This is a genomic window from Chlorobiota bacterium, assembly GCA_016710285.1.
Lineage (GTDB): Bacteria > Bacteroidota > Ignavibacteria > OLB7 > OLB7 > OLB7.
The window spans coordinates 1217612-1244451 of the sequence record JADJXR010000001.1 but is presented as its reverse complement, the minus strand read 5'-3'; the positions used below and the strand labels follow the sequence as shown (position 1 = coordinate 1244451).

Here is a 26840-nt window from a genome sequence, read left to right as displayed (position 1 = left end):
CCACACAGCCCCAACAATAGCGCAACAACGTACCGCTGAATCATACAAACTCCAGTAAGTGGAAAGTGGAAAGTGCAACCCTTGCATATGCCCTTCGCCTGCATGATTGCGATACGCAGCGAAGGAACAGCCTCAGGCTTGGTTCGGAAGGATGCCTCAATAAAGAAGCGGCGGCAAAATGCAGAAATTCTCCGACGCAATATCTATGGATGGGCATTCCTATTTCACACTCTCCATCTCCCCTCCGCCCGTCGCTACTGGACCTCACTCCCCCCCCCCTCCGTGACATTGTTCGCGAGCACCGGCGGAGCAGTTGACGGAGAGGGGGAGCAAGAGAAAGGTAGCCGTCCCGACCTTCGTCGGGATTGATAAAAGATTTTTAGCCTTCGGTGCTATCAGGTCGCCCCTCCGTGCCACACCAGCCCTGAAGGGGCGACCCATGCCAGCCCAGGGCAACGCCCTGGGAACAAAACCAACCCACGCAACACCAGCCCTGAAGGGGCGACCTCCATCCGGTTGGAGATGGTGTTGAGGGTGTGGATTTCCAATCGGTGCGGTGTGTGCATGATTGGTGGATGAATGGGGTTGTCCTTTTAGGTTGCCCCTTCAGGGCGGTGAGATGTTTGGGGAACGATTCCCAGGGCGTTGCCCTGGGCTATGATAGCCTGCCCCTTCAGGGCGAAGGAGGGGAACGCTTCGGGAGTTTTTGGATGATGCCATGTGCAACTCTGTGGGTTGGCATTGCGCGGCTCCCCCTCTTGGAAGGGGGCTGGGGGGGTGGGTTGGGGACACCCGCGACACCGCGTCCATTCCTGAATCTCAGGATCAGAGCCTTCCGGAGCCAACGCGGACCGCCGCCCGTTCGGTGGCTCCCCCGAACCCACCCCGCCCTGTCGGGCACCCCTCCGATGGAGGGGGACGCTTCGGGAGTTTTTGCGGGTAGCTGTCCCGATTGAATCGGAGCGACGTTGGGCGAAGCAACCAAGCCCAATGGCATCCGCTACCGCAGTCGCCCCCACCCCGCCTCCCCCAATGCTGGGGGCTGGCAGACCCAATGATGGTAGGCGCCCCGACCTCCGTCGGGATTGATAACAGGTCTTTAGCCTGCGCATTCACCGAACCCATTTCCCCCCAGCATTGGGGGGACGCTTCGTCGCTTGCGGCGAAGCAGGGGGGCGCGGCGGAAACGCATGCGTGGGCTTCGATGAATAACAGAAAGCCCCGTTTGTTCGATGGCTCCCCCAAACCCACCCCGCCCTGTCGGGCACCCCTCCGCGGGAGGGGAAGTGTTTCACGAGCGTTTGCGGAAAACTTGCGGGAGGGCTGGGTGGGGGTGATACGGGAAGCGGAGAGGCCTACCAACCCGCCCTCGCAGTCGCCCCCTCCCCGCCTCCCCCAATGCTGGGGGCTGGCAGACCCAATGATGGTAGGCGCCCCGACCTCCGTCGGGATTGATAACAGGTCTTTAGCCTGCGCATTCACCGAACCCATTTCCCCCCAGGATTGGGGGGACGCTTCGTCGCTTGCGGCGAAGCAGGGGGGCGCGGCACGTTGAAATGCGTCCGGTCCTCCTATCTTCGTTTTTTTAACCGCAGGGAGTTTGTCAATGAATCCAGAAATGAACCCAGAAATGAATCCAGAGCTGAAACCCGTAACTCTCCGATTGCTTGGCCCGGAGGATGCCGCGCAGTTCCGCACGCTGCGGCTGCGTGGTTTGCACGAGCGTCCGCCAGCATTCCTCATCACACCGGAAGAGGAGGAACGCCGCAGCGTTGCGGAGATTGCCGAACGCCTGGCCCCAAACCCTGATGCCTGGGTGGTTGGAGCTTTTATGGAAGAACAGATGGTGGGCTGCGCAGGGTTCTATCGCGAGGCCGAGCAGCGGGTCCGGCACAAGGGAACCGTTTGGGGCGTGTACGTTGCCCCCGAAGCACGAGGCAACGGTTACGGGCGCAGGCTTCTGGAGTTTGTGATCCAGCGGGCCGGCACCATGCCGGGCCTTGAGCAGATACTCCTTTGGGTGGTGCCAACCAACACCGCCGCGCACACCCTGTACCAATCGCTTGGCTTCGTGACGTTCGGCATTGAGCGGCACGCCATGAAGACCGAGGATGGATACGCCGATGAGGCATTCATGGCCCTGTTCTTGCACTCAACCATTGCTCCATAATTCGGTGGCATTGCTGTCATTATGTCCAACATCATCTCTGTCATCTTTAACTCGCTCTCCGGCACTCGCTCTCCTTCCTTGCTTGCCCCGTTTGCTGCCTTGATGCTGGCCTCGCTTGGGCTGCAGTTCCTGCCGCTGACGGGGGAACTCCATTATGAGTTCTCCGGGGCGATGGCACTGGTTGCAAGCCTTGTAGTTGGGCTGGCAACGCTGTGGCGCGGGGCTTCGTGGTGCGCGCTGCCGTCGGCGGGCGTTGTGGATGAAGCCGCCGCCCGCGACCACCGCCGCCAGATCGCCACCGATTTCCGCCAGACCTCGCTCCGCGCAATCGCTCTCTCCATCCCTCCATTGATTGTGCCGCTTGTGCGTGCGTGTTTCGGCCACGGGTGCGGGATTGCCGACGGGCTGTTGTGGTATCTGCTGCTTGTCCCGGCTTCGGCATGGATCAGCAGTGTGCTGGCGTTGCTTGCGGGGATGACCTTCTGCCGCCGGTGGGTGCAGCTGTGCGGGTTCCTGGGCCTCTGGTCCCTGACGTTGTTTCGCGGGGGACACGAGGCGTACCACGGGCCGCACATTTTTATGTATGCGTGGCAAATCGGGTTTTTCCCGGGAGGGTCCTGGGACCCTGAACTCCCAATTACCGGGCGGCTGCTTCTGTACCGGATTGCGCACGTTGCCGTTGCCGCCGCGTTGCTGCTGGTTGTTCAGGAGTTGCAAGGATTGCGGCTTGGAGTTCAGCGGGGGATTGTGCGGAAAGGGGGCGTTCTGCTTGCCGGCGCGCTATCGGTTGCTGCCGTTGCGGCCATTCCCTTCCGCTCCGATCTTGGCCTTTCCCGCACCGATGGATGGGTGCGGATGAACCTGGGCGACACCCTCCGCACGCGCCACGCCACCATCTACTTTAACGCCTTCTCCACCGATTCGCTGGACCGCTGGCGCGCCGCCAATCTTGCCGATTTCTACCTTGAAGAACACGCCCGAACGCTGGGAATACGCGCCGAGGAAATCGAGCCAGTTACCCTCTATCTGTTCGCCTCACCCGATGAACAAAAAATGTTCGTTGGCACAAGCTCGGCCAGCTTCACCAAGCCGTGGAAACGGGAGCTGTACCAAACGTTCGACCGGATCGAGGGGGCGTTGCGGCATGAGCTTGCGCATTTGGTGGCGGCCCGCTACGGCGCGCTGTTGGGCATCTCGCTGAACCAAGGATTGCTGGAAGGAACAGCCGTGGCGTTGGATGATGCCTGGGGGAACCGAACGCTGTTCCAGTACGCCCGCGCAATCGGCGACCTTCGGCTTGCCCCACCCGCCGCCACGGTGATGACCACCAGCGGCTTCAGTTCCCAGAAAGCCTCGCTGGGATATGTGGTGGCCGGCGCGTTCTGCAAATGGTTGATCCAGAGCTACGGCGCGGAGCGATTCCGGCAGGCGTATGGCTGGGGCGATTTTTTGGAGGCCTACGGGAAGCCGCTTGATTCACTTGCGGCGGAGTATGAACGATACGTTGCGGCAATGCCCGCCATGCCAGAAACGGATCGGCCCGCAATGCGCTATCTATTCGGCGGCGGATCGTTCTTTTCGCAACACTGCCTGCGGCGGATTGCCACGCTGAACGGCGCGGGGTTCCGTGCCCTTGCCGAAGGCCGATGGGGGAAGGCGCTGGAAGCGTTTGGGGAATCGGAGCGGGAGGGAACAAGCTACGGGGCGCGGGGGGGGATTATCCGCGCGCTCTACGGCCAGCGGCAATGGCGCACGCTGATAGACTCCTGCGCCGCCTGGGATCGCCACGACACCGCCAACTATCCCCTCCTTCCGTTTTTGATTGAGCGGGGGGATGCTTGCTGGTGGCTGGGGGACACGGCAACGGCGCGGCGGCTGTACGATTCCGCAATGGCGATGGATATCAGCGTCCCGCTTCGCTACCGCGCCGCGCTCCGTGCGCACTTTTTGGAAAACGGCGAGGCGGGGAAGCCGATGCTGGAGTATTTCACCGCCCAGTGGACCGCGGCCGAGCGGCTCAGCTTTTTGCACCGGCTGCGCGAATCCGGCAAGGGGGATGTTGTGGTTGAGTTGATGGAGACTATGCTGACCGCCAACTTCTTCCCGAAGTCAACGGCGGCGCGGTTGCAGGGCCTGCTTCGCTCCATCGAATCGGACAGCGCGTCCCGCGGAACCGGCCCCGCCTCGGTCCAAGCGATTGCATGGCTGACGGCCTATCAGCTTCGGGATCTCTTCTCCTTTGTTCGCGCCCCGCTCCCCACTCCCCAGGCGGAATGGGACACTCCATTTTTCGAGGCCCGCCGGCAAGAGCAACGGAGGTTGTTGGAGTATCTGGAAAAGCGGGAGAAGGGGAGGTGAGAGAGGGGTGAAAGAAAGATGAGAGAGCCGCGCAAGTAAGATTCCAAGGTTCTCCACGAATCTTCCCGAAGCGTTCGCCTCCTTCGCCCTGAAGGGGCATACTATTCATAGCCCAGGGCAACGCCCTGGGAATTGGGGGGATTTGGGAATCGTCCCCGAACGTCCACACCCTCAACAACATCTCTCACCGGATGGAGGTCGCCCCTTCAGGGCTGGTGTGGTGCGGGGATTCGACCTGATGGTGCCGCAGGCTAAAGACCTGTTATCAATCCCGACGGAGGTCGGGGCGGATACCCCGACTTCGTCGGGGGAAAATCCTGGATTCTTAGCGGCGATCGCCAGATATTTTTTTCTGGGACTTTTTTGAGCCGGTTGTTCTGAGCGGGTTTCCGTGACGTGGGGGATTACCTTGTTGCCCAGTTGTTCGCTTCGGCGGCCAATGAAGTTCAACAAAACGATAATCCTTTAACGCAACAACAACCATGAACACGATGTTTTCCGCTCGCCTTTTCCTTCTTGCTGCAACGCTCATCACAACATGGGCAGTGCTGACGATTGCCGCCAGTGCCCAAACAGCCATGCAAGCACAAGGGGAAGAAAACGGGATGGAGCAATCGGAAGTGATGGAGGATGCAAAGGAGTTCCAGTGGACGGTCTTCAGCGACCTGCCGCCGTATCAGTTCCAGTTGAATGTTGGCACGCCGGACGCACGCGGAATCGCACGGGTGGAAGTACTGGTTGGCGACACCGCTACGGTAGCACAGACGCTGACGATGGACCGTGGACTTTGCTACGCTGAGTCAATCTTTGCCGAGGATGTGAACAATGATGGATACGTTGATCTGGCCCTGGTCTGTGTGGATCGTAGCAGCAACAACGCCACCGTGCTCCGCTCGTGGCTGTTCGATTCCGCTGCCGGGACGTTCCTCCCCAGCCCAGCCGACCGCCTTGTGGCCGACGAACTGCGTGATTAAAACAACAACAGCAACCCCGGCTTCTGGGCTTCCTCCTGTACCTTCTTGCCCGGAAGCCGGGGTTGTCTTGTATCTCATTCTTCCCGCACCTCTCTCTCTCATGCCCGCCCCATTTCCCCGCGCCGCCGGTGATCTCTATCCCTCGCTTCCTGAATCTTTTCCCCGCGATTATTTGGCCTCGCTCTTGTTCCCGCGATACGCCGCCACCACTGTGAGAAGCGTCCCCACCAAAAACGCCCCGGGCATGTAGATGAGCATCAGGACGATTGCCAAACCGTAGCCGTAGCCGCGAGCAATCTGGTTGCCCAGCGCATCCCGAACGATGGAGCCTGAAAGAAGCTCGGCCCCCAACACCAGCAACGCCCAGGCTCCGCCAGCAAGAAGCGCGAAGGGGATGCTCCAACCTGGCGTTCTGTTGGTTCGCGCCAGCCACCGCCCCGTCCGCTTGCCAACCATCCAGCAAAGGGTGATTCCCACCAGCACGGCAGCGATTGGCAGGCCATGCTCAACGTACGCAAGCCAGCTTGGCGTTGGCATGGCAAAGGAGATGGCAATCGCATCGGAGGGAATCCCCTGCCAGCTTCCGCTCCACTGGTTCCCCGATAGGGTCATGGCCGGGGTGATTGCGGATTCCCACCCTGCCGGCAGCGTCACCGTTGCCTGCAACGTCCCGAACTGGTCCCACTGCCGCGCCGGGGCCAAGATGTACGCGAACTGCCAGAGCTTCGTGGTCCGGTTCCATGAGTTCGCGGTTGGTTCGGCACGGTAGCGGACGCGGACCAGATGCTGGCCCGACGGTATCGGCAGCGTAAACCGTATCACCCCTTCGTTGTGCGTTTCGTAGGAGATGGAATCGCCGTTGTTCAACCCAGGCGTGCTTGCCGGAACCCGCCACTGCAGCGGCAAAGAATCGGCTTCGGCGAACGCCCCGGCAACCTGGACCGGGCGGCCATCTATGGTGATTTCTATCGTGAAGGTTGTGTCGCGGGCGCCGTTGCCGTCGGTTGAGTACCGAACCTCAATCGCGCCCGGAAGAAAGACCAGCGGAAGCGTCCGCTCGGCCCCGTTGTTCACGATGGTGTATTCCGCCGTCACCCAGCCGTAGCGTTCGCCGGTGCCGATTGGGGTCAGGTCAATCGCCAGATGTTCCTGCCGAACAGCAATCGAGTCCAGCATCCCCGACGGCTCGCCGATGATATCCCCGGCCTGGACAGGGTTTGCCATATTGGCCCGCAGCATTGCCGGCATCAACAGGGTTGAAGCAAGAAGGAAACTGAAGAAGAGGAAGCGAGCAGCAGAGATCAGCATGGCAAGGTTTGCGATAGTTGAAGCCTACGAGGAACGCAGCGCAGCATCGGCGCGCAACATACAGCACGTTCACCCATTTGGCGCGTTACGGAGCCGGAGGAAGGTAGCCGCCCTGACTTGGTCTCACGCTCGGTTCCTACAGAACCTCACCCCCCTCTCCGTGAGGTTGTTCGCGAGCAACGCCAGAGCAACTGACGGAGAGGGGGAGCAAGAAAAGAGGTAGCCGCCCCGACCTCCGTCGGGATTGATAAAAGGTCTTTAGCCTTCGGTGTCATCTTCCCTCCCCCGCCCAGCGGGGTTGGGTTGGGTGGGGGTGATACGGGAAGGATTTCTACCAACCCGCCACCGCAGCAGCCCCCTCCCCGCCTCCCCCAATTCTGGGGGAGGGGCTGGCAGAAGTGGTGTGAGATTCGGAGAGAAAACGATCAACAGCCAAACCCATTTCCCCCCAGCATTGGGGGGACGCTTCGTCCGTCAGGGCGAAGCAGGGGGGCGCGGCGGCGCGTTATTTCCACCCGTTGCTCCCCCGCAACCTTTCCATAACTTGCCAGTACCGGCACGGCACGCAATTCAACCGGAGCGATAACAATTAATCAACGGTATCGCTCAAACAAATTTCATGATGCCGCAAATGAAAACTTTCCACAAACTACTGCTTGCAATGGCACTTACCGGACTGCTAATCACCGCGTGCAACCGCTTTCCGCTGGGCGGCTGCATTGAAGGAAATGGCGAAGTAACCTCCCAATCCCGCACGCTGGAACCGTTCCACAGCATTGTGGTGGAAGGAAGCATGGACGTGCGGCTGGCGCAAGGAGGGGAGCAGCAACTGAAGCTGCAAGCCGAGGAAAACCTTTTGCCGATTATCACCACCACGGTTGAAAACGGCGTGCTGACGATAAGCTCCACGGAAAGCTACTGCACCACCAAAGGGGTGACGGTGTTTGCCACCATGCCGGAGGTTCGTTCGGTGGCGATTGAGGGATCGGGGGATGTCACCGCCGAAGGGACGATTGTTGCGGGAAGCGGGGCCGGCGCATCCACCGGGGCCGGCGCAAACCCAGCCACCGGCAAACTCACCTTCTCGATTGATGGCTCCGGCTCAATCAATGCCCCGGTGCAGGCCGGCGAGCTACGGGTTAGCATCGGCGGGAGCGGGGACGTTTTTCTGAAAGGAAGCAGCAAGGCATTCACGGCGGAGATTAACGGCAGCGGGGATATCGCCGCCGGTGAGTTGCTGACCGAGCAGTGCCACGTTGCAATCAACGGAAGCGGCGATGCCAGCGTGCAAGCAACGCACGAACTTCACGTGGAGATCAACGGAAGCGGCGATGTTGCCTATGCTGGCAATCCGCCGGTGCTCCGCACCAACATCAACGGCTCGGGGGATGTGGTGAAACGGTAATCACCCTTGCGAAAACAGCGGCGGGGGAAGTGAGCACTCACTTCCCCCGCCTTTTTTTTGCCGCGTTATTTTTTTAGTCCACCACCACGCGGCTCAGAACAACATCATTGCCAACCGCCAGCCGGAACCAGTAGGCCCCGGGCGGCAACGTGCCGATGCTGGCTTGGTAGCTTCCCGCTTCAAGCGTGCCGTCGGCAAGGGTGGCAACTGGCTGGCCAAGCAGGTTGAACGCTTGCAGCAGAACCTTTGCGGAGTTCGGAATCGCGTAGCGGAGCATCACGCTGGTTCCGGTTGATGTTGCTTGCAATCGCACCCCGTTCTTCTCGGCCTCGGCACCGACCCCGGAGGAGTTGGCCATCGTCGTGAAGCTCCATGCCGGCGACCACTGGCTGCTCCCCGCTCCATTCGCCGCCTGCACGCGCCACCAATATTTGGTCAGATATGCCAGGTTGGAAAACGGCAACGTGGGGTTGGCCACGTTCGATTGGTCCAGCACCGTGGTGGAGAAATCGCTGACGGTGGAAAGCTGCACCCGGTAGCCGGTTGCCCCCGCCGATGGATTCCACCAAAGCGAGCGGGAGATGGGAACGCCGGTGGTGTCGTTTGCCGGCGAGATCAGCACCGGCGCGGCGGGCGCGGGCGGTTCCTCGGCCACGGTGGTGAAACTCCAGACCGGCGACCACGAGCTTGGGCCAATCGTGTTGATTGCTTGCGCGCGCCAGTAATGCTTGGTTCCAGGAGTGAGCGTTGGATATTGGATGGAGGTCCCAGCAAGGTCGTTCCGGTCCAGCACCGTGGTGGTGAAATCGCTGATGGTGGAAAGCTGCACCCGGTAGCTGGTTGCCCCGGTGACGGGACTCCAGTAGAGCATCCGCGAAAGCGGAACGCCGGTGGAGTCGTTCGCTGGCGAGACCAGCGCGGGCGCTGCCGGGGCCTGCGGCGCGTCGTTCACGGTGGTGAACTGCCATCCCTCGGACCAAAGGCTTCCGCCAAAGGAGTTCACCGCTTGCACGCGCCAGTAGAATTTGGTGGCGGCGGCGATGTTGGTGTATGGATAGAGCGTTGCGGTAACCCCCGATTGATCCAACAATGTGCTGCTGAAATCGCTAACCAGTGAAAGCTGCACGCGGTAGCTGACCGCCGTTGCCGAAGGGCTCCACTGAAGGTTCCCGGTGCGGAGAACGTCGGTTGCAAAGTTGGTGGGGATTGTAAGTTTTGGGGCAGCTGGCGGCTGGGCTGGCGCGTTGCTTCCGCGGCGCAATCCATGCCCAAAACTGCTGACCCAAACTTCGTCGTTGTACGGGTTGAAGAACACCCGCTCCGGTTGCCGAAATGGATATTCCGCCAGCTGGGTAAACGTTGGGTTCGCCGATTTCAAATTGCTGGTGTACCACAGCCCGTCGGTTTCGGTGGTGACGTACATCTGGTTCGGGTCCTTCGGGTTCACCGCGCAGGAGGTAACGCGGTTGGTGTTGTTCGGCTTGGAGGGAAGGTCCAGCAGAAGTTTCCAGTTTTTGCCGCGGTCGGTGGTTTGGTACAATCCTCCCAACTGGTTCGGCGCGCCCCCCCATCCGCTGAAGACCCCAACGTACCACGTGTTCTGGGTTGGGTCGTGCGGGTCCACCACAAGGTCCTTGGTCCAGTAGAGCATTTCGGGGGAGGAGATGTCAACCCATGTGGTCCCGCCATCGCCGCTGCTGAACACGCCGCTGCTGTTGGTGAATGCCAGCGGATTCCCAGCACGCCGCCCAGAGTAGGTTGCCAGAATCGTCCCATCCTTCAGCACGTTGATGTTGAACGGGTGCCCCTGCGTGCGTGCCGGGCTGGAGTAGGTTTTCCGCCAGCTTGCGCTGGTTCCGTTCTGCAAGTTTTTGGTGAAGTAAATCCCGCCGTCGGTGCTGTGGACAACGCTGGCGTACAAGGCGTTCGGGTCGTTCGGGTCAATCGCCAGCCAGACCACCGGGTGCCCAAAATCGTGCAGCGTTTTCCAGGTCTTCCCTTTGTCGGTGGAGTAGATGACGCTCCCCCGCCCGCCATCAATTCGGGCATCGGTCAGATAGGTGCTTTGGTACATGTCATGCACCGACGACGTTGCGGCGTAGAGCGTTCCGGTGGTGGGGTGTTTGATGATCTGGTAGCTGCTGTTGAAATCAAAATCGTTGTAGGGGATGGACCAGGTTGTTCCGGCATCCCCCGTGCGAATCCCTTTGATGTCGCTGAAGCCCGCAACCATGTTGCTGCTGTCGGCCCAGCAAAGCCACCACGATGTGGTGTTCTCCAACCCATTCCCACGGTAGGCTTTCCCCACCGGAGTGTTCTGCCCCGCCGGGTTTTGGTATTGCGAGTTCACGTACGCCTGTTTCCAATTTGCCCCGCCGTCGCTGCTGACGTGCGCAAAGCCAAGATCGGCAATCACCACGTAGTTCGGGTCGCTTGCGCAGACGTTGAAGCCCAGCGCGTACTCACCATACGTCCAGAAACGGTCCCCCTCGGTCCCGGACCATCCGGTCTTGATGTTCACGTTCCCTTCGGTCTTCAGGTTGTGGGCCCATGTAAGCCCGGCATCGGTGGATTTCAGCACGGTGGGAACGCCGTAATCGCTTCCGCCGGCCAGATAGACCGTGGCGTTGTTCCCACGCGCCGCCCCCACAAAGTACGGGCGGACCCCGTCGGGAATCGCGCTGGTCCGTGCGGTCCAGTTGGTCTCGGTAATCGTGCGGGTGTACACCCCTTTGAAGTAGCTGAACTCCGCCCCCGTCACCCCGGGATACACATCGCCGCTCCCCAACGTCACGCAGTAGAATCGCGTCACCCCAAGCTGCTTGCAACCAACAAAAGTGACGATTGCCTCGCCGTTCAAAATCCCCGGCGTCTGCGCCATTGCGAACGATGACCCGTTGTTCACCGAGGTGAGCAGCCCCAGGTTGGTGCCGATGTAGATGGACCCGCCATCGAACCACGCCCCGGCAAGGTGGCAGCCGTTGTCGGAGGGGGTGCTGAATTTTTCAACAAAGCTGGTCCCGCCGTTGTTGGAGTAATAGACGTGGCTGTAGTCGGCCATCACCACCACGTTGGTGTTGTTGGGGTCGGCAAACAGGGCGTAGGCATCCCCTTCGGTGGGGTCGTCGGCAAGCGGGGTCCAGGTGGTTCCGCCGTCGGTGCTTTTCACCGGGGTTCCGCCGTCGTTGCGGCTGTCAATGGTGTACAAGATTTTGGGATCGCTGGTGAACTGCACGTTCCCCCGAACGTTCCCCCCCTGCAGCTGCCGGAAATCAATCACGCTCCACGACTCCCCAAAATTGTCGGTGCGGAACATCTCGCTCATGTCGCAGCTGATAAAAATCTCATTCTTGTTGTGCGGGTTGATGCTGCTGTGGAACAGCGCGCCGCCGCCGCCAATGCCGGCCGAATTCCATTGGCTCGGCTGGGCGGTGGCCAGCAGTGGAGCAATCAGTGGGGCAATCAGCGGAGCAAGCAATGCCAGCAATGCAGCAATCGCTTGGCGGAAGGTTCGGCATGAAGTTGTTGATTGGCGCATGGTGTTTCCTGTGCGTTGTTGGTTGGTGCTGATACTGGCGTTATGATCTGTCCAAAGTTGGTTCAGCAAAAGGAGCTAAGGGAACAATGGAGCAGCGGCGAATTGTTCCCGGAACGGCTTCAATATACCACGCCAAGTTGTCGGTTTGGCCCGGTTTGATTGTCAGTTCGCGGCAATCGTGGGGTGGGGGGGATGTGGTTATCTTTGCGGGCCTGCACAGCTTGCGCAGCGGTTGGCGCAACCGAACCATTGGGGCAACTTCCGCAGCCACAGTAACGCCGAACAACCAAGCCAAAGAATGAACCTGAAAATCCACACCTTCACCACCGGTCCGGTGATGACCAACAGCTATGTGGTGATTGACCCCGCCGCCAACGTTGGGGTGATTATTGATGCCCCGCCCGACAGCCAAGAAAAGATTGTTGAGGCGCTTGCCAACGCTGGCGTTACCCCCGCCGCGCTGCTGCTTACCCACACCCATTGGGACCACACCGCCGATGCCGCCCCGCTGCAACAGCACTATCCAGAAATGCTGATCTACGTCCATCCCGATGACGAATACCGGCTTGTTGAACCGATGCGCCACACCGGTTGGCCACTCCCGTTCACCATCCAGCCCGTTGCTGCCAGCCGTCACTTGCGCCACGGGGACCGCTTCACCCTTGGCTCCATCGGGTTCCACGTGCTGCATGCGCCGGGCCACAGCGAAGGGAGCCTTGTCTTCCACGACGAAGCCAACCGGGTGGCGTTTTCGGGGGATGTGTTGTTTGCCGGGTCAATCGGGAGGGCGGACCTTCCCGGGGGGGATTTCGAGGCACTGATGCGAAGCATCGCCACCCGGCTGATGCCGCTTCACGACGCAACCCGAATCCTGCCAGGGCATGGCCCCGAAACCACCATCGGGGAAGAACGCGAACGCAACCCCTTCGCCCTTGATTGGGAAGGATACTTGGCGTAAAAAAAAACTTCTTTCCAAACAACCCCAGCGGCGCACCGCCAACCGCCCGCGCCCCCAACCGATCAAAACCCATGAACTACATCGAACAAATGGTCGCCGAGCTTTGCCCGAACGGGGTGGAGTTTCGGGAGTTGGGCACGCTGGTGGAGAAGGCAACAACGATCCGCTGGCAAGATGTTGAAGGCGAGGAGTTCCAGTATATAGACCTGACTTCCGTTGACCGCACGACCCATGCAATTGGCGACACAGAAATCATCACCAGCGAGGACGCGCCAAGCCGTGCCCAGCAAATTGTGCACGCGGATGATGTGATCTTTGGCACGACAAGGCCAATGCTCAAACGCTACTGCCGTATTCCTGCCGAGTATCATGGGCAGGTTTGCAGCAGTGGCTACTGCGTTCTTCGCGCAAAGACTAAGTGGCTGCTTCCGAACTTCCTTTTTCACCTGATTGGGACAGAGAGTTTTTACGACTACGTGGATGCCAACCAGCGCGGGGCAAGCTACCCGGCCATCACGGATGGAGCCGTAAAGGCCTTCCGTTTTCCCATCCCCCCGCTCCCCATCCAACAGGAAATCGTGCGGGTGTTGGATTTATTCATGGCACTGTTGGCGAACCTGCAGGCGGAGCTTGTGGCGCGGCGGAAGCAGTATCAGTATTACCGTGACCAGTTGCTCAGCTTTGAGGGGCGTAAGGATGTGAGGTGGGGGACGTTGGGGGAGATGTTCGATATGCGTGCAGGCCATCACATCTCTGCTCAAAACATCATTGCCGAGCCGGATCAATCTCACCTTTATCCTTGTTTTGGCGGGAATGGAGTTCGGGGTTTTGTTGAGAAGTTCAGCCACGATGGAGCCTACTTGCTGATAGGCCGCCAGGGGGCACTGTGCGGAAATGTTCAGCGGGCGCGTGGCAAGTTTTACGCAACCGAGCATGCCGTGGTGGTGACTGCGAGGTGCTGAGATCAATGTGGATTGGGCATTCCACATGCTCACGCTGATGAACCTGAATCAGTACGCGTCAAAATCTGCGCAACCTGGGCTTGCCGTGGGCAAACTTGCAGAACTCCGGATTGCAGTCCCACCGCTTGCGGAGCAGGAGGAGATCGCGGGCATCCTGGACAAATTCGACGCGTTGGTGAATGACCTTTGCATCGGCTTGCCGGCAGAGATCGCCGCCCGCCAGAAGCAATACGAATACTACCGCGACCGGCTGTTGACATTTCCGGAGGCCGCACCGCAAAAGGTAGCCGAAGGTCTTTAGCCTTCGGCGCCATCTTCGGCCTCTGGGCCCCGATAAAGATCGGGGCCGCTACCCCGACTTCGTCGGGATCAATGATAGATTCCGTATCCTTGCCGGTGCGTTTTGCCTGCGGCTGTTCCTGCACAACCATGCTTGCCACATCAATCATGCCAACCATGATGCCGAACCGTTTCTTGCTGCTTTCCTCCGCCATGCTTGCCTTGCTCTGCGGGGTTGCCGAATCGCAGGTCCTTCCGTTTTTGGGTGGCGACCGCGTTGGCATCTCGGCACTTGCGGCCTTGAAAATCCCCCCCGATGCTCGCGGCGCGGCAATGGGCCAGGCAATGGCAGCGGTTGCTTCCACCCCGGCGGCGGCCTTCTGGAACCCCGCGCTTCTTGTTGAATCGCCCGATGGATTCCTGTTCAGCTACAACCCCCATAACGCGGAGCATACGCACCTGTTCGCCGCCGGCGCGTACGGGCTGGATGCCGACAACCACATTGGTATCTCGCTGCTGCGGTACGGCGTTCCCGACATGGCCGTCACCACCGAGACGCAACCGTTCGGGACCGGCCAGACGTTCCGCGCACGGGATGTTGCCGCCTCCGTCTCGTTCGCGCATCGTTTCACCGATCAGTTCTCCGCCGGGGCAACCCTCCGCTTTGCCGATGAATCCATTGCTGGCCTAAGCGCGCGCGGGGTGTTGGTGGATATTGGGACGCTGTACCGGACCGGGCTTGGCTCGCTACGGTTTGCGGTGGCGGTGCAAAATTTTGGCGGGCATATTCAGCCGAAAGGGGAGGTGAAAACCATGCAGGGGGACCACGCCACGTTCGATGAATTTTACCCGCCAACGGTCTTCACCATCGGGTTTGGCTACGAGCTGGTTGACGACACCGCGCAACGGCTAACCACCGCCCTATCGCTGAACCATCCGAACGATAACGAGGAGAATATCACGCTTGGGGCCGAGTATTTGCTGCGCCCGATAGAGAGTTGGGAGGGGGCGTTGCTGGTTCGGGCCGGCTACAAGGCCAATGCCGATGCTGGGGATATTTCGGTGGGGGGCGGCGTGTTCCTTCCGCTGTTCAACGGTTACGCGCTTACCTGCGATTACTCCTGGGTTCGGCAGCCGGTCCTCCAAAACTTGCAAGGGGTGACGGTTGGGGTGGCGTACGCGCCGCAGAAGTGATGTGGCAATCATGCCGAATCAACAACCCACGAACAATAGTGGTGGCAGCAATGAGCTACGAAAAACAGAATTTTAAAATTCCTCAGGAGAGTCCTGATTATCCGGAATGGTCCAATTATGCAATTGGGTCAATCAAGGACATCATTGGCGCGGCTGTGAACAGAGGGGAGAATAGGATTGTCATCAACACCAATCTTAAGTTGGGGTTGCCGATGGAGAATATCAACAAAATTGCTGGACCATTTGTAGAGGCTTGGGCCTGCGAGGTTTTTGTAGAGGTCGCAGAAGATGCAAGCAATATGTGGAATCTTATCAACGTCGAGGCTCTTAACCGATTAAACAGGGCAGATATTCTGCTTCAATTCAAGCAGAACAGAAAAAACAGCTCAGTTATCACAGCGGAAGTTGATGTGAAAACAACAACGGAAGATTTTGCTTTATCGGGGAAGTCGCCAAACATCACTTCTTATGCCAGAATAAGAAGCGCGTACGTTGAAGACCCTGATTGCCTGTTCGTCATTGTATCATTGCGGCATAAGGTCTATTCGCAAAAAAATCATAGCACTGGGCTGATGGATGGAATTATGGAGATTGTCAAGTATGATGCCTATGATCTAAAGTATATTTCAGAACCTGACATCAGCTACAATCCGGCTTTAGGAACCGGACAAATTCAAATTCGGGATATCCATTATGTGACTATGACAAAAAGAACTTCTTGGGAATTTTGCCAACTGTTGGATAAAAAATTTCTTTCATCAAAACAGCGCGCTTTTGATGATTGGGTTGCGCTGGCGAACAAAAACAAATGGATAAAGTGATAACAATACAGCAAGGCGATGCCGTGGAGTTGTTCAAAAACATCAAGTCGGCCACGATTGATTTGATTGTGGCCGATCCACCATATAATCTGAGCAAAGATTATGGGAACAATTCCGATAACCGATCATTTGAAGATTACATTGCCTTTACTAAGCAATGGATTTCGGAAGCAAACAGGGTGCTGAAGCCATCAGGCACAATCTACGTCTTCATGGGCTTTCGATTTATCTCCTACCTCTATCAAATTTTAGAGGTGGATAATGGCTTCCATTTTAATAACTGGATATGCTGGCATTACACCCAGGGGGTAGGTAAAAAAAGAGGATTTTCGGCACGCCATGATGACATCTTGATGTTTACCAAAACAAGCGATTTCACGTTCAACATAGATGATATTCGGGTTCCGCAAAAATTTTATCGCTCCATTAATAACATGCGCGGTGCCAATCCTGGCGATGTCTGGGAATTCTCACATATCCATTATTGTCAAAACAATCGCCAAAACCATCCAACGCAAAAACCTGAAGGATTAATTGAGAGGATGGTGTTAGCTTCATCAAACAAAGGTGATACGGTTCTGGACCCTTTTGCTGGCAGCGGTACCACGATAAGAGTTTGCCAGCAATTAGAGAGAAACTGCATCGGGTTCGAGTTGAACCCTGAATACGTTGAGCTTATTCAGGCGAGATTAGCAGAACCGTTCTTGAGCTTTGACAGCATTGACCCTAAAATGCAAAGGGTTCCTAATGACCTGAATGATGAGAAAATCCGAGATGAGTATCTGAAAAATCATATCCAATGGTTTTTAAAAAACCATGATGATGCCAGAGAGGAGTTCGAAAAAGAAGTAGAAAGAAAGTATGGCCATAAAATAAGGGCCAATAAATTCGCAATTCAAGAGAGCATCTTTGACGAAGCTGGGCGGTGAGTAGAAGGGACGGTAAGTGGCGTTGGCGACGAGCAACCATCAACCACCCGTTGCCCCTGGCACTGCGGCGCGGACGATTGTGCGGAGCGTCTCGAACTCTATCTGGTCGTTCGTTACCCGCATCTTGATGGGGCGTGGGATCCCTTCCTTGCCGTGGTTGGAAAGGTGCAGAATCACGTACGGCTGGCGGTTACGGATGCGGCTTGGGGCCAGCGAAAATTCTTCTTCGCGGAACTCCGTCACCTGGTCCCACGGAAGCTCGCGGCCACGCTGAAAAATGTTCTTGTAGCGGATCCCCTCGTTATCCACCTGCACCCAATGGACCCCCGTAAGCTGCCACAATGCAATCAAAAACACCGCGATCCAGAATGAAAGGGGACCGATGGTGATGCCCGGGGCGATTGGCGTGACAACAATGCCGAACACCGACAACAGCAGCGTTCCCCCCCAGATGACCAGTAAGGTCTTCTTGGGCGGAAAGACACGCGGCTCCTCAAGTACGGCTAAACCCGGCATAATTTGGTTTCGGTAAGATTGCTTTGTTGGATCAACTGTGGGCCCCCCTGTGGGAATCCTCAATGCCCGCCTTCGGCAGCAGAAACCGGAGAGTTTCGTTGCCGCGAAAATAAGAGACTTGCCGGAACCAAAGGCGACGGAGAGCGGGGGACCGAAGGAGCGGCCACCCCGCGCAACGCCAGCGGTTAGCTTCCCATCACATACTTCTTCTCGGTTACGCCGGACTTTGGCCCCACGATCCCCACTTGCAGGTTGCGGGCGTACTTCTGGAAAGCGGCTTGCACGCTGGCTTTGGTGACCTGCTGGATTGCGTCGTAGCTGAATGCGGTTTTCCAATCGCCGGTGCTGCGGTGGGCGTTCAGCAATGCTTCGGCAACGCCGCCGTTGGTCATTTGCCGCATGAAGTAGCCAGTGATATACACCTGCCGCGAATCGTTCAAATCCTCCTCGGTGAACTCACCCTGGCGCATTTTCTGCAGCTCGCGGTTCATAACCTCAATGGCGGAATCGGGATAGACGGAGCTGACGCTCATGGACCCCACGCCAATTCCCAACGGCGATGAGAGGTGGCTTCCCGGGGCGTAGGAAAGGTTCCGTTTGGTTCGGACTTCTTGGAACAACACGTTCCGCAAATGCGCCAAGCCAATGGCCAGCGGCCAATATTCGGGCGAACGCACCGGCGGCCCGGCGAATGCTGCCGAAACGTACGTTGTTGGGCTTCCGGGGCGGTCGCTAACAAGAACCTTTGGGGAAGCTGCCGGAGCCAGCGGTTGCAGCACCGGGGCGGTGTAATTGCCAACCGGCAGGCCCGCGAACGAGCGGAGCTTCGCGCGCAGTTCCCCTTCGCTGACGTTCCCCACCACCACCACCGTCATCCGCGACCGCTGGGCCAGCTGCCGCTGGAACGCTTCAATCATCGGCACCGAAACTGCTTCGATATCGGCCAGTTGCGTTCGGCGGCCAAGCACCGGGTGGCCAAGCATCAGCAAACTGTCGGCGATGCGTTCGGCGTAGCTTCCTGGGTTGGTGTTGCGGCGGCGCTCGCGTGCGGTGCGTGCGCCCATGATGGTGCCGAATGCTGTTGGGTCGAATGCCGGTTCGGTAATCATCCCAGCAAGCACGTTCCAGGCCTTGCCAAAATTTTGGCGTGTTGCGGTCATGCTGAACCGGACCCCCTGCTGGTCGCCATCGCCGTTGATGGTGGTGGAGTCCGCGCTAAAAATTTCCGCAGCTCCTCCTTCGGGGTTTGTTTCGATCCACTGGCGGCAATCAGGTCGGCAGCAAAATCGCCAAGCGCGGGGTTGGTGGTTTCGCCGCTTGCAATCCCGCCATCCAACGCGATGATGGTGGCAATCAGTTTGTTGTCGGCAGGGCTAAGAATCACGGTGATGCCGTTCTCGGTGAAGGACCTCACCCGCGCAATCCGGTCCGGCTGGGCGATTGCTTGCGGGGCAATTCCCGGAAGCAGGCCAATCATCAACAGCGCGATGGCCAAACGCTGCGTGCGGTGGTTCACCATTTCAGCTCCTTGTCGGTAAAATTCAGGGTGTCCAGGGTTTTTTGTTCGGCTCCAATCCCCAGCACGAACGGCTGGCCGGCAATGTAGCGTTGGGCAAAGCGGGTGATGTCCGCCTCGGTCAACTTCTGCACGTTCGGTGCAAAGTTGAGGTAGTATTCCAGCGATGCTTTGCTCCACCATTGGGCGGTTGTTCCGGTGGTGAAGCGGTGAAAGTTTTCGCGCTCGAACAGGCTGCGGTTGGCAATGATCTCCTTCCCAACCTGAATCTCTTCTTGGGTGAAGTATCCCGGCTTTGCCATTGCGGCAAGCTCAGCCCGCAAGGTTGCCAACGCCGTGGGGGCCTTCTCCGGCTGGGCACCCAAGTAGAAACCGATGTCGGCAGTGTTGCGCGCGTTGCCGAAGTGGCTGAAGGCTCCGGTTGCCAGCCCGCTATCAATCAATGCATGGTGGAAACGGCTGGTGGATTGCCCCATCATGGTGGCGATCAGTTGGGCGATGTACGGGTCGGGTTCATCTTTCCCAACGCTTGGTCCGCGAAACACCATTCGGATGGAAACATCCGGGGCTTTCACTTCGCGCAGAACCAGTTTGGATTGCAGCGGCGGGAACGCCGGCGGGTTGTACGTGGGGAAGGGATCGGGGCCGCGTTGCCAGTCGGCGTAGTACTTGCGGGCAAGGTCAAACACGGCGTTCGGGTCAACGTCGCCGCTCACGATCAGTGCGGCGTTGTTCGGCAGGTAGAACCGCTTCTGGATCATCTCCATTTTTTCTACCGTTGCGGTTTTAATCACCATGCGCTGGCCCAGCGGCTGCTTGCGGCTGACGTAGGGCATCCAGAGCGCGGAGTCCATGGCGTAATCCAGCACGAAATCGGGTTGCGCCTCGTTGCGGTCGAACTCCCCCAGCACCACTTCCCGCTCCTTCACCAATTCCTCCTCGTTGAATTTTGGAGTGCGGATTGCATCGGCCATGAACTTCACCCCTGGCTCAAGGTTTGCCGAAGGAAGGGTGAAGAAGTAGGTGACGACTTCATCGGAAGTGTAGCCGTTGAAGCTGATGCCAAGCTGGCGGATCCGCTTCATAAACTGCTCCTGCGACGGCAGCACGGCGTTGGCTTTGAAGAACATGTGTTCGTACAGGTGCGACAATCCCGCGAACTCATCCGGCTCGGTAAACGCCCCGTTGCGGACGGTGATGTTCACCGTGGCCAGCGGCACGGTGTGGTCCTGGATCACCACCACCTGAAGGCCGTTCTCCAGCGTCAGGGTTTGGTAGGGTGAGTTGAATGCGCGGTGTGTTTCCCCCGCCTGCTCCCGCTGCTTGCGCATCGTCTCCCGCAGGTCCTTCATGTGCTGGCGGTAGAGTTCGGCGTTGTCGGGGTCGGCAATGATCCGGTCCTTCAGCGCCCGCAAGCTGTCGCCCATCCGCTGCGACTCCGGCGAAGGAGTTATCGTGCGTGGACGTTTGGGGGGTTGGGAATGGAGGAGTGGCGGCAGAAGCAGCAGCAAGATCAGAAGTGAGATATAGCGGTTCATGCGGTCGCAGTTTGATGGTGTCTTTTGATAGTGTCTATGGTCGTAATTGTGAAGTCGTTGCTGGAGCCTGGTATCTGGTTGGCTGTGTTAATCATCATCATACTCCCGCTCCCCAAAAATTGCGGTTCCGATTCGGACCATTGTGGCCCCTTCTTCGATTGCCACCTCAAAGTCGTTTGTCATCCCCATGGAAAGGTGGGGAAGCGGATGCCCGGTCCGCTGCTGAAGTTCGTCGCGGGTTTGGCGAAGCAGGCGGAACATCGGGCGCACGGCTTCGGGGTCGTCCAAGAATGCGGCCAACGTCATCAGCCCTTCCAGCCGGATGTTTGGCAGCCGTAGCAGCTCTTCGGCAAGGGCCAGCGCCGCCGTTGGCTCCACCCCAAACTTCGATTCCTCCCCCGACGTGTTCACCTGCAGCAGCACCGGAATCGTCCGCCCTTGCTGCGCGGCTTGGCGGTTAATTTCTTCGGCCAACCGAAGGCTGTCAACGCCATGGACCAGCCCCACGAACGGAGCAAGATACTTGACCTTGTTCCGCTGAAGATGCCCAATGAAATGCCACCGCACGCCATCCCCAATTGCCCGGTGTTTCTCCACCAACTCCTGAACGTAATTCTCCCCAATCTCCACCAGCCCGCACGCCTGCACCGCAAGGATTGCTTGAACTGGTTTGGTCTTGGCCACGGCAATAATCTGGACCTTGCCAGGGTCCCGCCCGGCCCGCTTGCAGGCTTCGGCAATGCGCTGGCGTATGGCCCCGATGCGGAGTTGAAGTTCGTTGTTCATGGATGTGGAAAAAGGTGGCCTAAACTACCCACAAGGGACCGCCATGCCAAACGGTGTTCATAAAGAAACCATTTTTTTGGGCTGATTCAGCGAATTAGCAATATCGAAGAGAACAATTCAGCGAATAATCGCCGATATTTGCGGCGCAATCTTCATACGAACACCAAAAAACAAAATCTACCATGATTACTCGCGACCAAGCGTTGGCGGCAATCTCCCGCGAGCGGGACATCTGCAACCACCTGTTCACCAAGCTCAGCCCCGACAGCTACGACTACCGCCCCGGGGAAACAATGCGCAGCACCCGCGAGCTGCTGCGCTATCTTTCCTACTGTGGTATCGGCGGGGTGCGGGGGATGCTTGACAAGAATTTTGCGGCGTGGGAACCGCTGGAGCAGCAAGCCGAGGCAATGGCGATTGAGGATTTCCCCGCCGCAATGGATCGGCAGGTTCAGGCGATCCGCGAAGCGTTGGCCCCGGTAAGCGATGACGAATTCTTGACGCGCACAGGGCCGGTGCCGGGGGTTGGGCCGGAAGTGCCGATTGGCGAGGGGATTGTCCGTGGGGTGTTGGCGTGGTTGGTGGCGTACCGGATGCAGCTTTTTTTGTACGCTAAAATGTCTGGCAATCCGCAGCTTGGCACGGCCAACTGCTGGGTGGGCCGGGACCCGAAGCCTAGACCTGTGGAAGCCTAAGAAGGGTGTGGGGCAGGGTGGGTAACAGGGAGAACCGAAGCATAGCCGGACGGTGCAATTAGCCACCGTCCGGTTCTGTTTCAGGTGCTTAGCTCGTAGATCACCACGGGGTCCTGGATATTCTTCACGAAGCGTTCCCCCAGGCTTGCGGCGTGGCAGTCAATCTTGTGGCGAATGGCAATAAAGACGCTGTCGGAAACCGTGACGCATCCCGGCGTGGCAATCTGCTGCAAGCGTGCAGCAATGTTGACGGAGTCGCCCGCCAGCTTCCCATCGGCGTGTTCCAGCACGTCGCCCAGATGGATGCCGATCCGCACATGCACTTGCTCCGGTTCCGGTTGCTGCTGGTTGTACTCGGCTAATTTTTTCTGGACTGCCAAGCCGCATTCCACCGACCGGACCGCGCTGCCGAACGTGGCAACAAACGCATCGCCGATAATCTCCGCCACCTGTCCGCCATGCCCTTTGATCTCCTCCTGCATCAACCGGTTGTGCATCCCCACCAAGCGGACGGCGCGGCGTTCGTCGGCGTTCATCATCTTGGCGTAATCCTTGATGTCGGTGAACATGATTGCCAACAGCCGGCGGTTGTAGCTTTGGGTCTCGATCAGTGGCGCGGCGGTTTGGACGGTTCGTTGGAAGCTGCGGGTGTGGGCGCGCACCCGTGCCAGAAGCTCCCGCAAATCGAACGGTTTGGTGATGTAATCATCGGCCCCGGACTCCAGCCCAAGCACTTTGTCTAGCTGCTCGGCGCGTGAAGTCAGCAGCAGTATTGGCTTGATGAATCCGCGTTGGCGAAGTTCGCGGCAAATATCCAAGCCATTGCGGCGTGGCAGTGAAATATCCAGCAGAAGGACATCGGGGAGTAGCTCCAATGCCCGCTCGGCGGCGGTTCCCCCGTCATCGCAATGTTCCACAAGAAAATTTTCCGATTCCAGAAAGGCGCGCAGCCCTTCGGCAATGGCGGGGTCGTCTTCAACGATTAGGACGGTTGGTTCGGTAGCCATAGTCGCGATAAAAAAATGAAGATGCGCTGCAAAGAAACGGAATTACTTGCTGGGACGGAAACCGAATAGCAGCGGCGTATATTGGCGGCCCAGTTATCCCGCGAACAGGCCATAAGGGTGATATGCAGGAACTCCCACATTCACAATCGCCAGAGGAGTATCTGGAAACCGGTGAGGAAGAACACCGCACGCTTGCGTTGCTGATGGTGGCTGCCGAGCTTCGCTACTCCAACCCCCAGCGTGCTTTTGCCCTTGCCGACGAAGCCGAGCAGCGCGCCCGTGCCGATCGTGAGCATGGCCACCACTCGCGAGCACTGTTTATCAAAGGGGGAGCCCAGGCAGATTTTGGCCAGCATGCCGAAGCATTATCCTGCTACCACCAAGCATTAAAACTTGCCCGCCTTGCCCGTAATCTTGCCATGCAAGGGAGCATCCTAAACGGCATTGGTATCGTCCATTTTGAACGAGGGGAATATCCCCAAGCAATTACCACGTGGGAGCAGAGTTTAGGGATTAAAGAGGAGTTAGGGGATCGGGAATCGCAAGCCACCACGCTGCAGAATTTGGGCATGATCTACAACATCCTTGGCCAGTACGAGCAGGCGTTGGAGCATTACAACAAGAGCTTATCCATCAACATAGAATTCGGCAACCAACGCGGGATAGGCCGAGCGTACCACAACATCGCCACCTACTACCTTGAGACCCACCAGATAGATGCGGCGATCGAGTTTCTGAACCGTAGTCTTCAAATCAAAGAGCAGATAGGCGACCGGCAAGGAATGGCCACCACCTACAACAATTTGGGGAATGCCAGTTTCCACGCCAAGGATTACGATAGCGCGCTTCAGTATTACCAAAAAAGCTTGGCATTGAAGCAGAGTTTGGGGGATACGATGGGGGCGGCTTCCACACAAAGCTCCATCGGGAAAGTGTATGAGAAGCAAGGGAACGCCGAAGCCGCGAAGGAGATGTTCCACCATTATCTCGACATTGCTCGCCAGGTTGGGCGGCCGCTGCAGGTTGCTATCGCGCTTGAGGCAATGGGGGCGTTCCATGCTCGCCAAGATGATGCCGCCGCCGCCATTGCCTATCTAACCCAAGCCGCCGAAGCCGCTCGTGAATTGGATGCAAAAACCTACTTGCACGAAATCCTGCAAAACCTGACCTCTATCCTTATCCAAACCAACCACCACCAAGATGCCGCCGCTATCCTGATGGAAGTTGTGGCTTTGCAGGAGGCTATCTTCAACGCGGAGACCGACCGCCGCGTGAAAAAAATGCAAGCCTTATACCAGGTTGAGCAAGCCCGTAAGGAGTCGGAAATCCTGCAGCTTAACAACAAGCACCTTGAGCAGGAAGCGGAGTTCCGCAAAAAAGAACTGGCCACAACCGCAATGTACCTGACGCAGAAAAACGAAATGCTGCGGAAGCTGCGGCGGCACGTTGTGGACCTGCGGGAATTTGTTTCCGAAAAAGGGGGGGCGTTGCTGCGCCAGGTGGAACAGGAGCTTGGCGAGGCTATCGGGTCCGAGGAACATTGGAGCGGGTTCGAGCGGCAGTTCCAGCAGGTTCACGCTGGCTATTTGGAAGCACTTGCTGCACGCTATCCCGGGCTAACGCCAACGGAGCTGAAGGTTTGTTCGCTGATTAAAATCAACCTTTCCACCAAGGAGATTGCGCAGATTCTGAACACCGAATCGCGCAGCATCGAAAAGTACCGCCAGCGCATCCGCAAGAAATTGGAGCTTGGGAAGGATGATAATCTTTCAACATTTCTTGCAGCAATTGGCGCAGTGGAGGAGCAACCTTGAAGCCCGCCCCCGATGTGAGGATTGGTGAGGTCCACAAGTGCTTCCGCCGCGCAACGGTAATTTCACCCTCCCGATTGACGGAGTCCTTCCCCCGCTTCCGCCAGCGTAATCTTTTTTTGAAATTTTCCTAACAGTGTTACCATACTTTGGCGGGTTGGCCGTCATTGGCCAGCACCGTTCCGTGCTTTCGTGATTGGCACCGATACCGCGCCATGCGGATTCCGTTCCTGCCGGGTTGCGGAATCGGCGCGGCAGGTGCTACCGTAGCTTTGAACACAACAACAACGCAATAGAAAAACCGCATGAACTTCAAACATTTCCCCAACCGCCCAGCGAACGTCACCGCCGAATTTATTCGGGAGCAGTACGCCGCGCTAACCGCCCGAATCGAAGCCGCAGAATCAGCCGAAACGGCAGCTGCCTGGCTGGAATTATATGCCGACTGGAACGCGCTGAAATCCTTCAGCGACAGCGAAGGCAGCCGCCGCAGCCACGCGCAATCGAAGGACATGAACGATCCAGAACGCGAGGAATCCTACCGCTACTACCGCGAAGAAATTCGTCCGGTGGCCGAGAACGCGAACTCCGAATTGTTGGCCGCGCTGCTGAACAGCCGCTGGCGCGATGCCGTTGGCGAACGCTACGGGAACCACCTTGTTGACGTTCTGAAAACCGCAGTGGAGCCGCTTGCCCCAATCAACAGCGATTTGCGGGTGAAGGATGGGGACTTGGTGACGCAGTATGACAAGATTGTGGCCGGCGGCGAGGTGACGGTGGAAGGAAAAACGATGACCCTTCCGGCAGCGCGCAGCCTGATGAAATCCGCCAGCCTCGAAACACGGCGCTCGGCATTTCTTGCCCATCGCTCCTGGTTCCTTCAGCATCGCGATTCGATTGCGCCGATCTTTGACCAGATGGTTCAGATTCGGCACCAGATGGGGACCAACCTGGGACACACGAACTTTGTTCCCCTTGGATATTTGGGAATGGGGCGCACCGATTACGGACCCGCCGAAGCCGCTGCGTTCCGCCAGAACGTTCGCCAGTTTGTGGTCCCGCTCCAGAAAAAAATCTACGATCGCCAAGCCGCGCAGCTTGGGGAAACGACCTTGAAGCCCTGGAATGTTGAGTTCGATCCGGCCACCACGCTTCCGGCGGGGATTGCTCCGGTGGCCGAGCAGCTTGACCGCGCCGAACGGTTGTTCACGAAGCTATCGCCCGAACTTGTTGGCCACTTTGTGCGGATGCGTGCCGAAGGATTGATTGACCTTGAGAACCGCAAAGGGAAACGCGCCGGGGCCTACTGCACCTCCTTCAGCGACGAAGGGCGCGTGGCAATCCTTTGCAACTCCACCGGCGAAGAAGGGGACGTTGGAACCTTGATGCACGAGATGGGCCACGCCTTCCAGGGCTGGGAAAGCCAAGCGATTGAGGCAGTTGATTTGCAATGGCCAACCAGCGATGCCTGCGAAATTCACTCCATGGGAATGGAGTATCTGAGCATGCGCCACATGGATGAATTCTTCACTTCGGAGGAAGCCGAAAAATTCCGCCGCAACCGCTGGAAGGCTGCTGTGGAGATCATCTGCTATATCTGCATCGTGGATGAGTTCCAGCATTGGGTTTATGAAAATCCAACCGCAACCCCTGACGAGCGCGATGCCGCATGGAGCCGAATCTGGGACACCTACTTGACCGGCATTGATTACACCGGCCTGGAGGAATACAAGTACGCACGCTGGTATGCCCAGGGCCATATCTTCGGGTCGCCCTTCTACTACATTGACTACGCCATTGCCGAAACCGGAGCGATGCAGCTTGCGCTGATTGATGCCGACGACCACCAAAAAGCGATGGAGAGCTATTTGGAGTTGTGCCGCATTGGCGGAACCAAAAGCGTCTTGAATATCTTCCGCAGCGTTGGCCTGCGCTCCCCATTCGATGCCGAAGTAATGCGTGACCTTATGGCCCACGCAGCGCAAGAGCTTGGAATTGAGGAGATGGCGGAGGCGGAGGGGTAAGAAGAATGATCGCTAAGGAGTACGGTAAAAACCGTACTCCTTACGCGATTG

The 26840-nt window shown here is 58.1% G+C and carries 21 protein-coding genes; 13 read left to right on the top strand and 8 right to left on the bottom strand.

Annotated elements, in window-relative coordinates; all coding sequences use genetic code 11:
• Positions 1-1606: 1606 nt before the first annotated feature.
• From IPM61_04390 to IPM61_04380, 3 genes are all read left to right on the top strand, one after another.
• Entirely contained in the window at positions 1607-2170 is a 564-nt protein-coding gene (locus tag IPM61_04390; GenBank protein MBK8910548.1) for a GNAT family N-acetyltransferase, read from the top strand.
• A gap of 21 nt (positions 2171-2191) precedes the next feature.
• Positions 2192-4528: a hypothetical protein gene (locus tag IPM61_04385; protein MBK8910547.1), complete on the top strand. Its 2337-nt coding sequence runs from the start codon at positions 2192-2194 to the stop codon at positions 4526-4528.
• Positions 4529-5010: 482 nt separating this feature from the next.
• Positions 5011-5502, top strand: coding sequence for a hypothetical protein (locus IPM61_04380; protein ID MBK8910546.1), 492 nt, complete (start codon positions 5011-5013; stop codon positions 5500-5502).
• A gap of 168 nt (positions 5503-5670) precedes the next feature.
• On the opposite strand, the gene IPM61_04375 is transcribed toward IPM61_04380, so the two are convergent.
• The gene (locus tag IPM61_04375; GenBank protein MBK8910545.1) at positions 5671-6810 is read right to left on the bottom strand and encodes a hypothetical protein; all 1140 of its coding nucleotides are present in this window, start codon (positions 6808-6810) and stop codon (positions 5671-5673) included.
• Positions 6811-7441: 631 nt separating this feature from the next.
• Between IPM61_04375 and IPM61_04370 the strand changes: the two genes are divergently transcribed.
• The gene (locus IPM61_04370) at positions 7442-8215 is read left to right on the top strand and encodes a DUF2807 domain-containing protein (protein MBK8910544.1); all 774 of its coding nucleotides are present in this window, start codon (positions 7442-7444) and stop codon (positions 8213-8215) included.
• Positions 8216-8288: 73 nt separating this feature from the next.
• Here the strand turns inward: IPM61_04370 and IPM61_04365 are convergent, their stop codons facing one another.
• On the bottom strand, positions 8289-11753 hold the full coding sequence (locus IPM61_04365) for a hypothetical protein (protein ID MBK8910543.1): 3465 nt from the start codon (positions 11751-11753) through the stop codon (positions 8289-8291).
• A gap of 298 nt (positions 11754-12051) precedes the next feature.
• Here IPM61_04365 and IPM61_04360 point away from each other — a divergent pair, with 298 nt between their 5' ends.
• The 6 genes from IPM61_04360 to IPM61_04335 all read left to right on the top strand — a co-directional run bounded on the left by IPM61_04360 (position 12052) and on the right by IPM61_04335 (position 16896).
• Positions 12052-12711: an MBL fold metallo-hydrolase gene (locus tag IPM61_04360; GenBank protein MBK8910542.1), complete on the top strand. Its 660-nt coding sequence runs from the start codon at positions 12052-12054 to the stop codon at positions 12709-12711.
• Positions 12712-12782: 71 nt separating this feature from the next.
• A complete protein-coding gene (locus IPM61_04355; protein MBK8910541.1) occupies positions 12783-13673 on the top strand; it encodes a restriction endonuclease subunit S in 891 nt (296 codons plus the stop codon).
• 25 nt (positions 13674-13698) lie between these two features.
• Positions 13699-13974 carry a restriction endonuclease subunit S gene (locus IPM61_04350; GenBank protein MBK8910540.1) on the top strand — a complete coding sequence of 92 codons (276 nt, stop codon included), beginning with the start codon at positions 13699-13701 and terminating at the stop codon, positions 13972-13974.
• A gap of 128 nt (positions 13975-14102) precedes the next feature.
• The gene (locus IPM61_04345) at positions 14103-15146 is read left to right on the top strand and encodes a PorV/PorQ family protein (protein ID MBK8910539.1); all 1044 of its coding nucleotides are present in this window, start codon (positions 14103-14105) and stop codon (positions 15144-15146) included.
• Positions 15147-15196: 50 nt separating this feature from the next.
• On the top strand, positions 15197-15967 hold the full coding sequence (locus tag IPM61_04340) for a restriction endonuclease (protein MBK8910538.1): 771 nt from the start codon (positions 15197-15199) through the stop codon (positions 15965-15967).
• Positions 15955-16896, top strand: coding sequence for a site-specific DNA-methyltransferase (locus IPM61_04335; GenBank protein MBK8910537.1), 942 nt, complete (start codon positions 15955-15957; stop codon positions 16894-16896). The genes IPM61_04340 and IPM61_04335 overlap by 13 nt, the downstream gene beginning before the upstream one ends.
• Positions 16897-16935: 39 nt before the next feature.
• On the opposite strand, the gene IPM61_04330 is transcribed toward IPM61_04335, so the two are convergent.
• From IPM61_04330 to IPM61_04310, 5 genes are all read right to left on the bottom strand, one after another.
• The gene (locus IPM61_04330; protein MBK8910536.1) at positions 16936-17412 is read right to left on the bottom strand and encodes a PH domain-containing protein; all 477 of its coding nucleotides are present in this window, start codon (positions 17410-17412) and stop codon (positions 16936-16938) included.
• A gap of 185 nt (positions 17413-17597) precedes the next feature.
• Positions 17598-18572 (bottom strand): insulinase family protein, encoded by a 975-nt coding sequence (locus IPM61_04325; protein MBK8910535.1) that lies wholly within the window; start codon positions 18570-18572, stop codon positions 17598-17600.
• Complete coding sequence (locus IPM61_04320) at positions 18569-18931, bottom strand: hypothetical protein (protein MBK8910534.1); 363 nt, start codon at positions 18929-18931, stop codon at positions 18569-18571. The genes IPM61_04325 and IPM61_04320 overlap by 4 nt, the downstream gene beginning before the upstream one ends.
• Positions 18925-20466: an insulinase family protein gene (locus IPM61_04315; protein ID MBK8910533.1), complete on the bottom strand. Its 1542-nt coding sequence runs from the start codon at positions 20464-20466 to the stop codon at positions 18925-18927. The genes IPM61_04320 and IPM61_04315 overlap by 7 nt, the downstream gene beginning before the upstream one ends.
• A gap of 87 nt (positions 20467-20553) precedes the next feature.
• The gene (locus tag IPM61_04310) at positions 20554-21252 is read right to left on the bottom strand and encodes a YggS family pyridoxal phosphate-dependent enzyme (protein MBK8910532.1); all 699 of its coding nucleotides are present in this window, start codon (positions 21250-21252) and stop codon (positions 20554-20556) included.
• Positions 21253-21434: 182 nt separating this feature from the next.
• On the opposite strand from IPM61_04310, the gene IPM61_04305 reads away from it, so the two are divergent.
• Positions 21435-21947 carry a DinB family protein gene (locus IPM61_04305; protein MBK8910531.1) on the top strand — a complete coding sequence of 171 codons (513 nt, stop codon included), beginning with the start codon at positions 21435-21437 and terminating at the stop codon, positions 21945-21947.
• A gap of 80 nt (positions 21948-22027) precedes the next feature.
• Here IPM61_04305 and IPM61_04300 read toward each other — a convergent pair whose 3' ends face one another.
• Positions 22028-22954 carry a response regulator gene (locus tag IPM61_04300; protein ID MBK8910530.1) on the bottom strand — a complete coding sequence of 309 codons (927 nt, stop codon included), beginning with the start codon at positions 22952-22954 and terminating at the stop codon, positions 22028-22030.
• Positions 22955-23076: 122 nt separating this feature from the next.
• Between IPM61_04300 and IPM61_04295 the strand changes: the two genes are divergently transcribed.
• Both IPM61_04295 and IPM61_04290 read left to right on the top strand, forming a co-directional pair.
• A complete protein-coding gene (locus IPM61_04295) occupies positions 23077-24768 on the top strand; it encodes a tetratricopeptide repeat protein (GenBank protein ID MBK8910529.1) in 1692 nt (563 codons plus the stop codon).
• Between the two features lie 302 nt (positions 24769-25070).
• Positions 25071-26789 carry a M3 family oligoendopeptidase gene (locus IPM61_04290; protein ID MBK8910528.1) on the top strand — a complete coding sequence of 573 codons (1719 nt, stop codon included), beginning with the start codon at positions 25071-25073 and terminating at the stop codon, positions 26787-26789.
• The last annotated feature ends 51 nt before the right edge of the window (positions 26790-26840 follow it).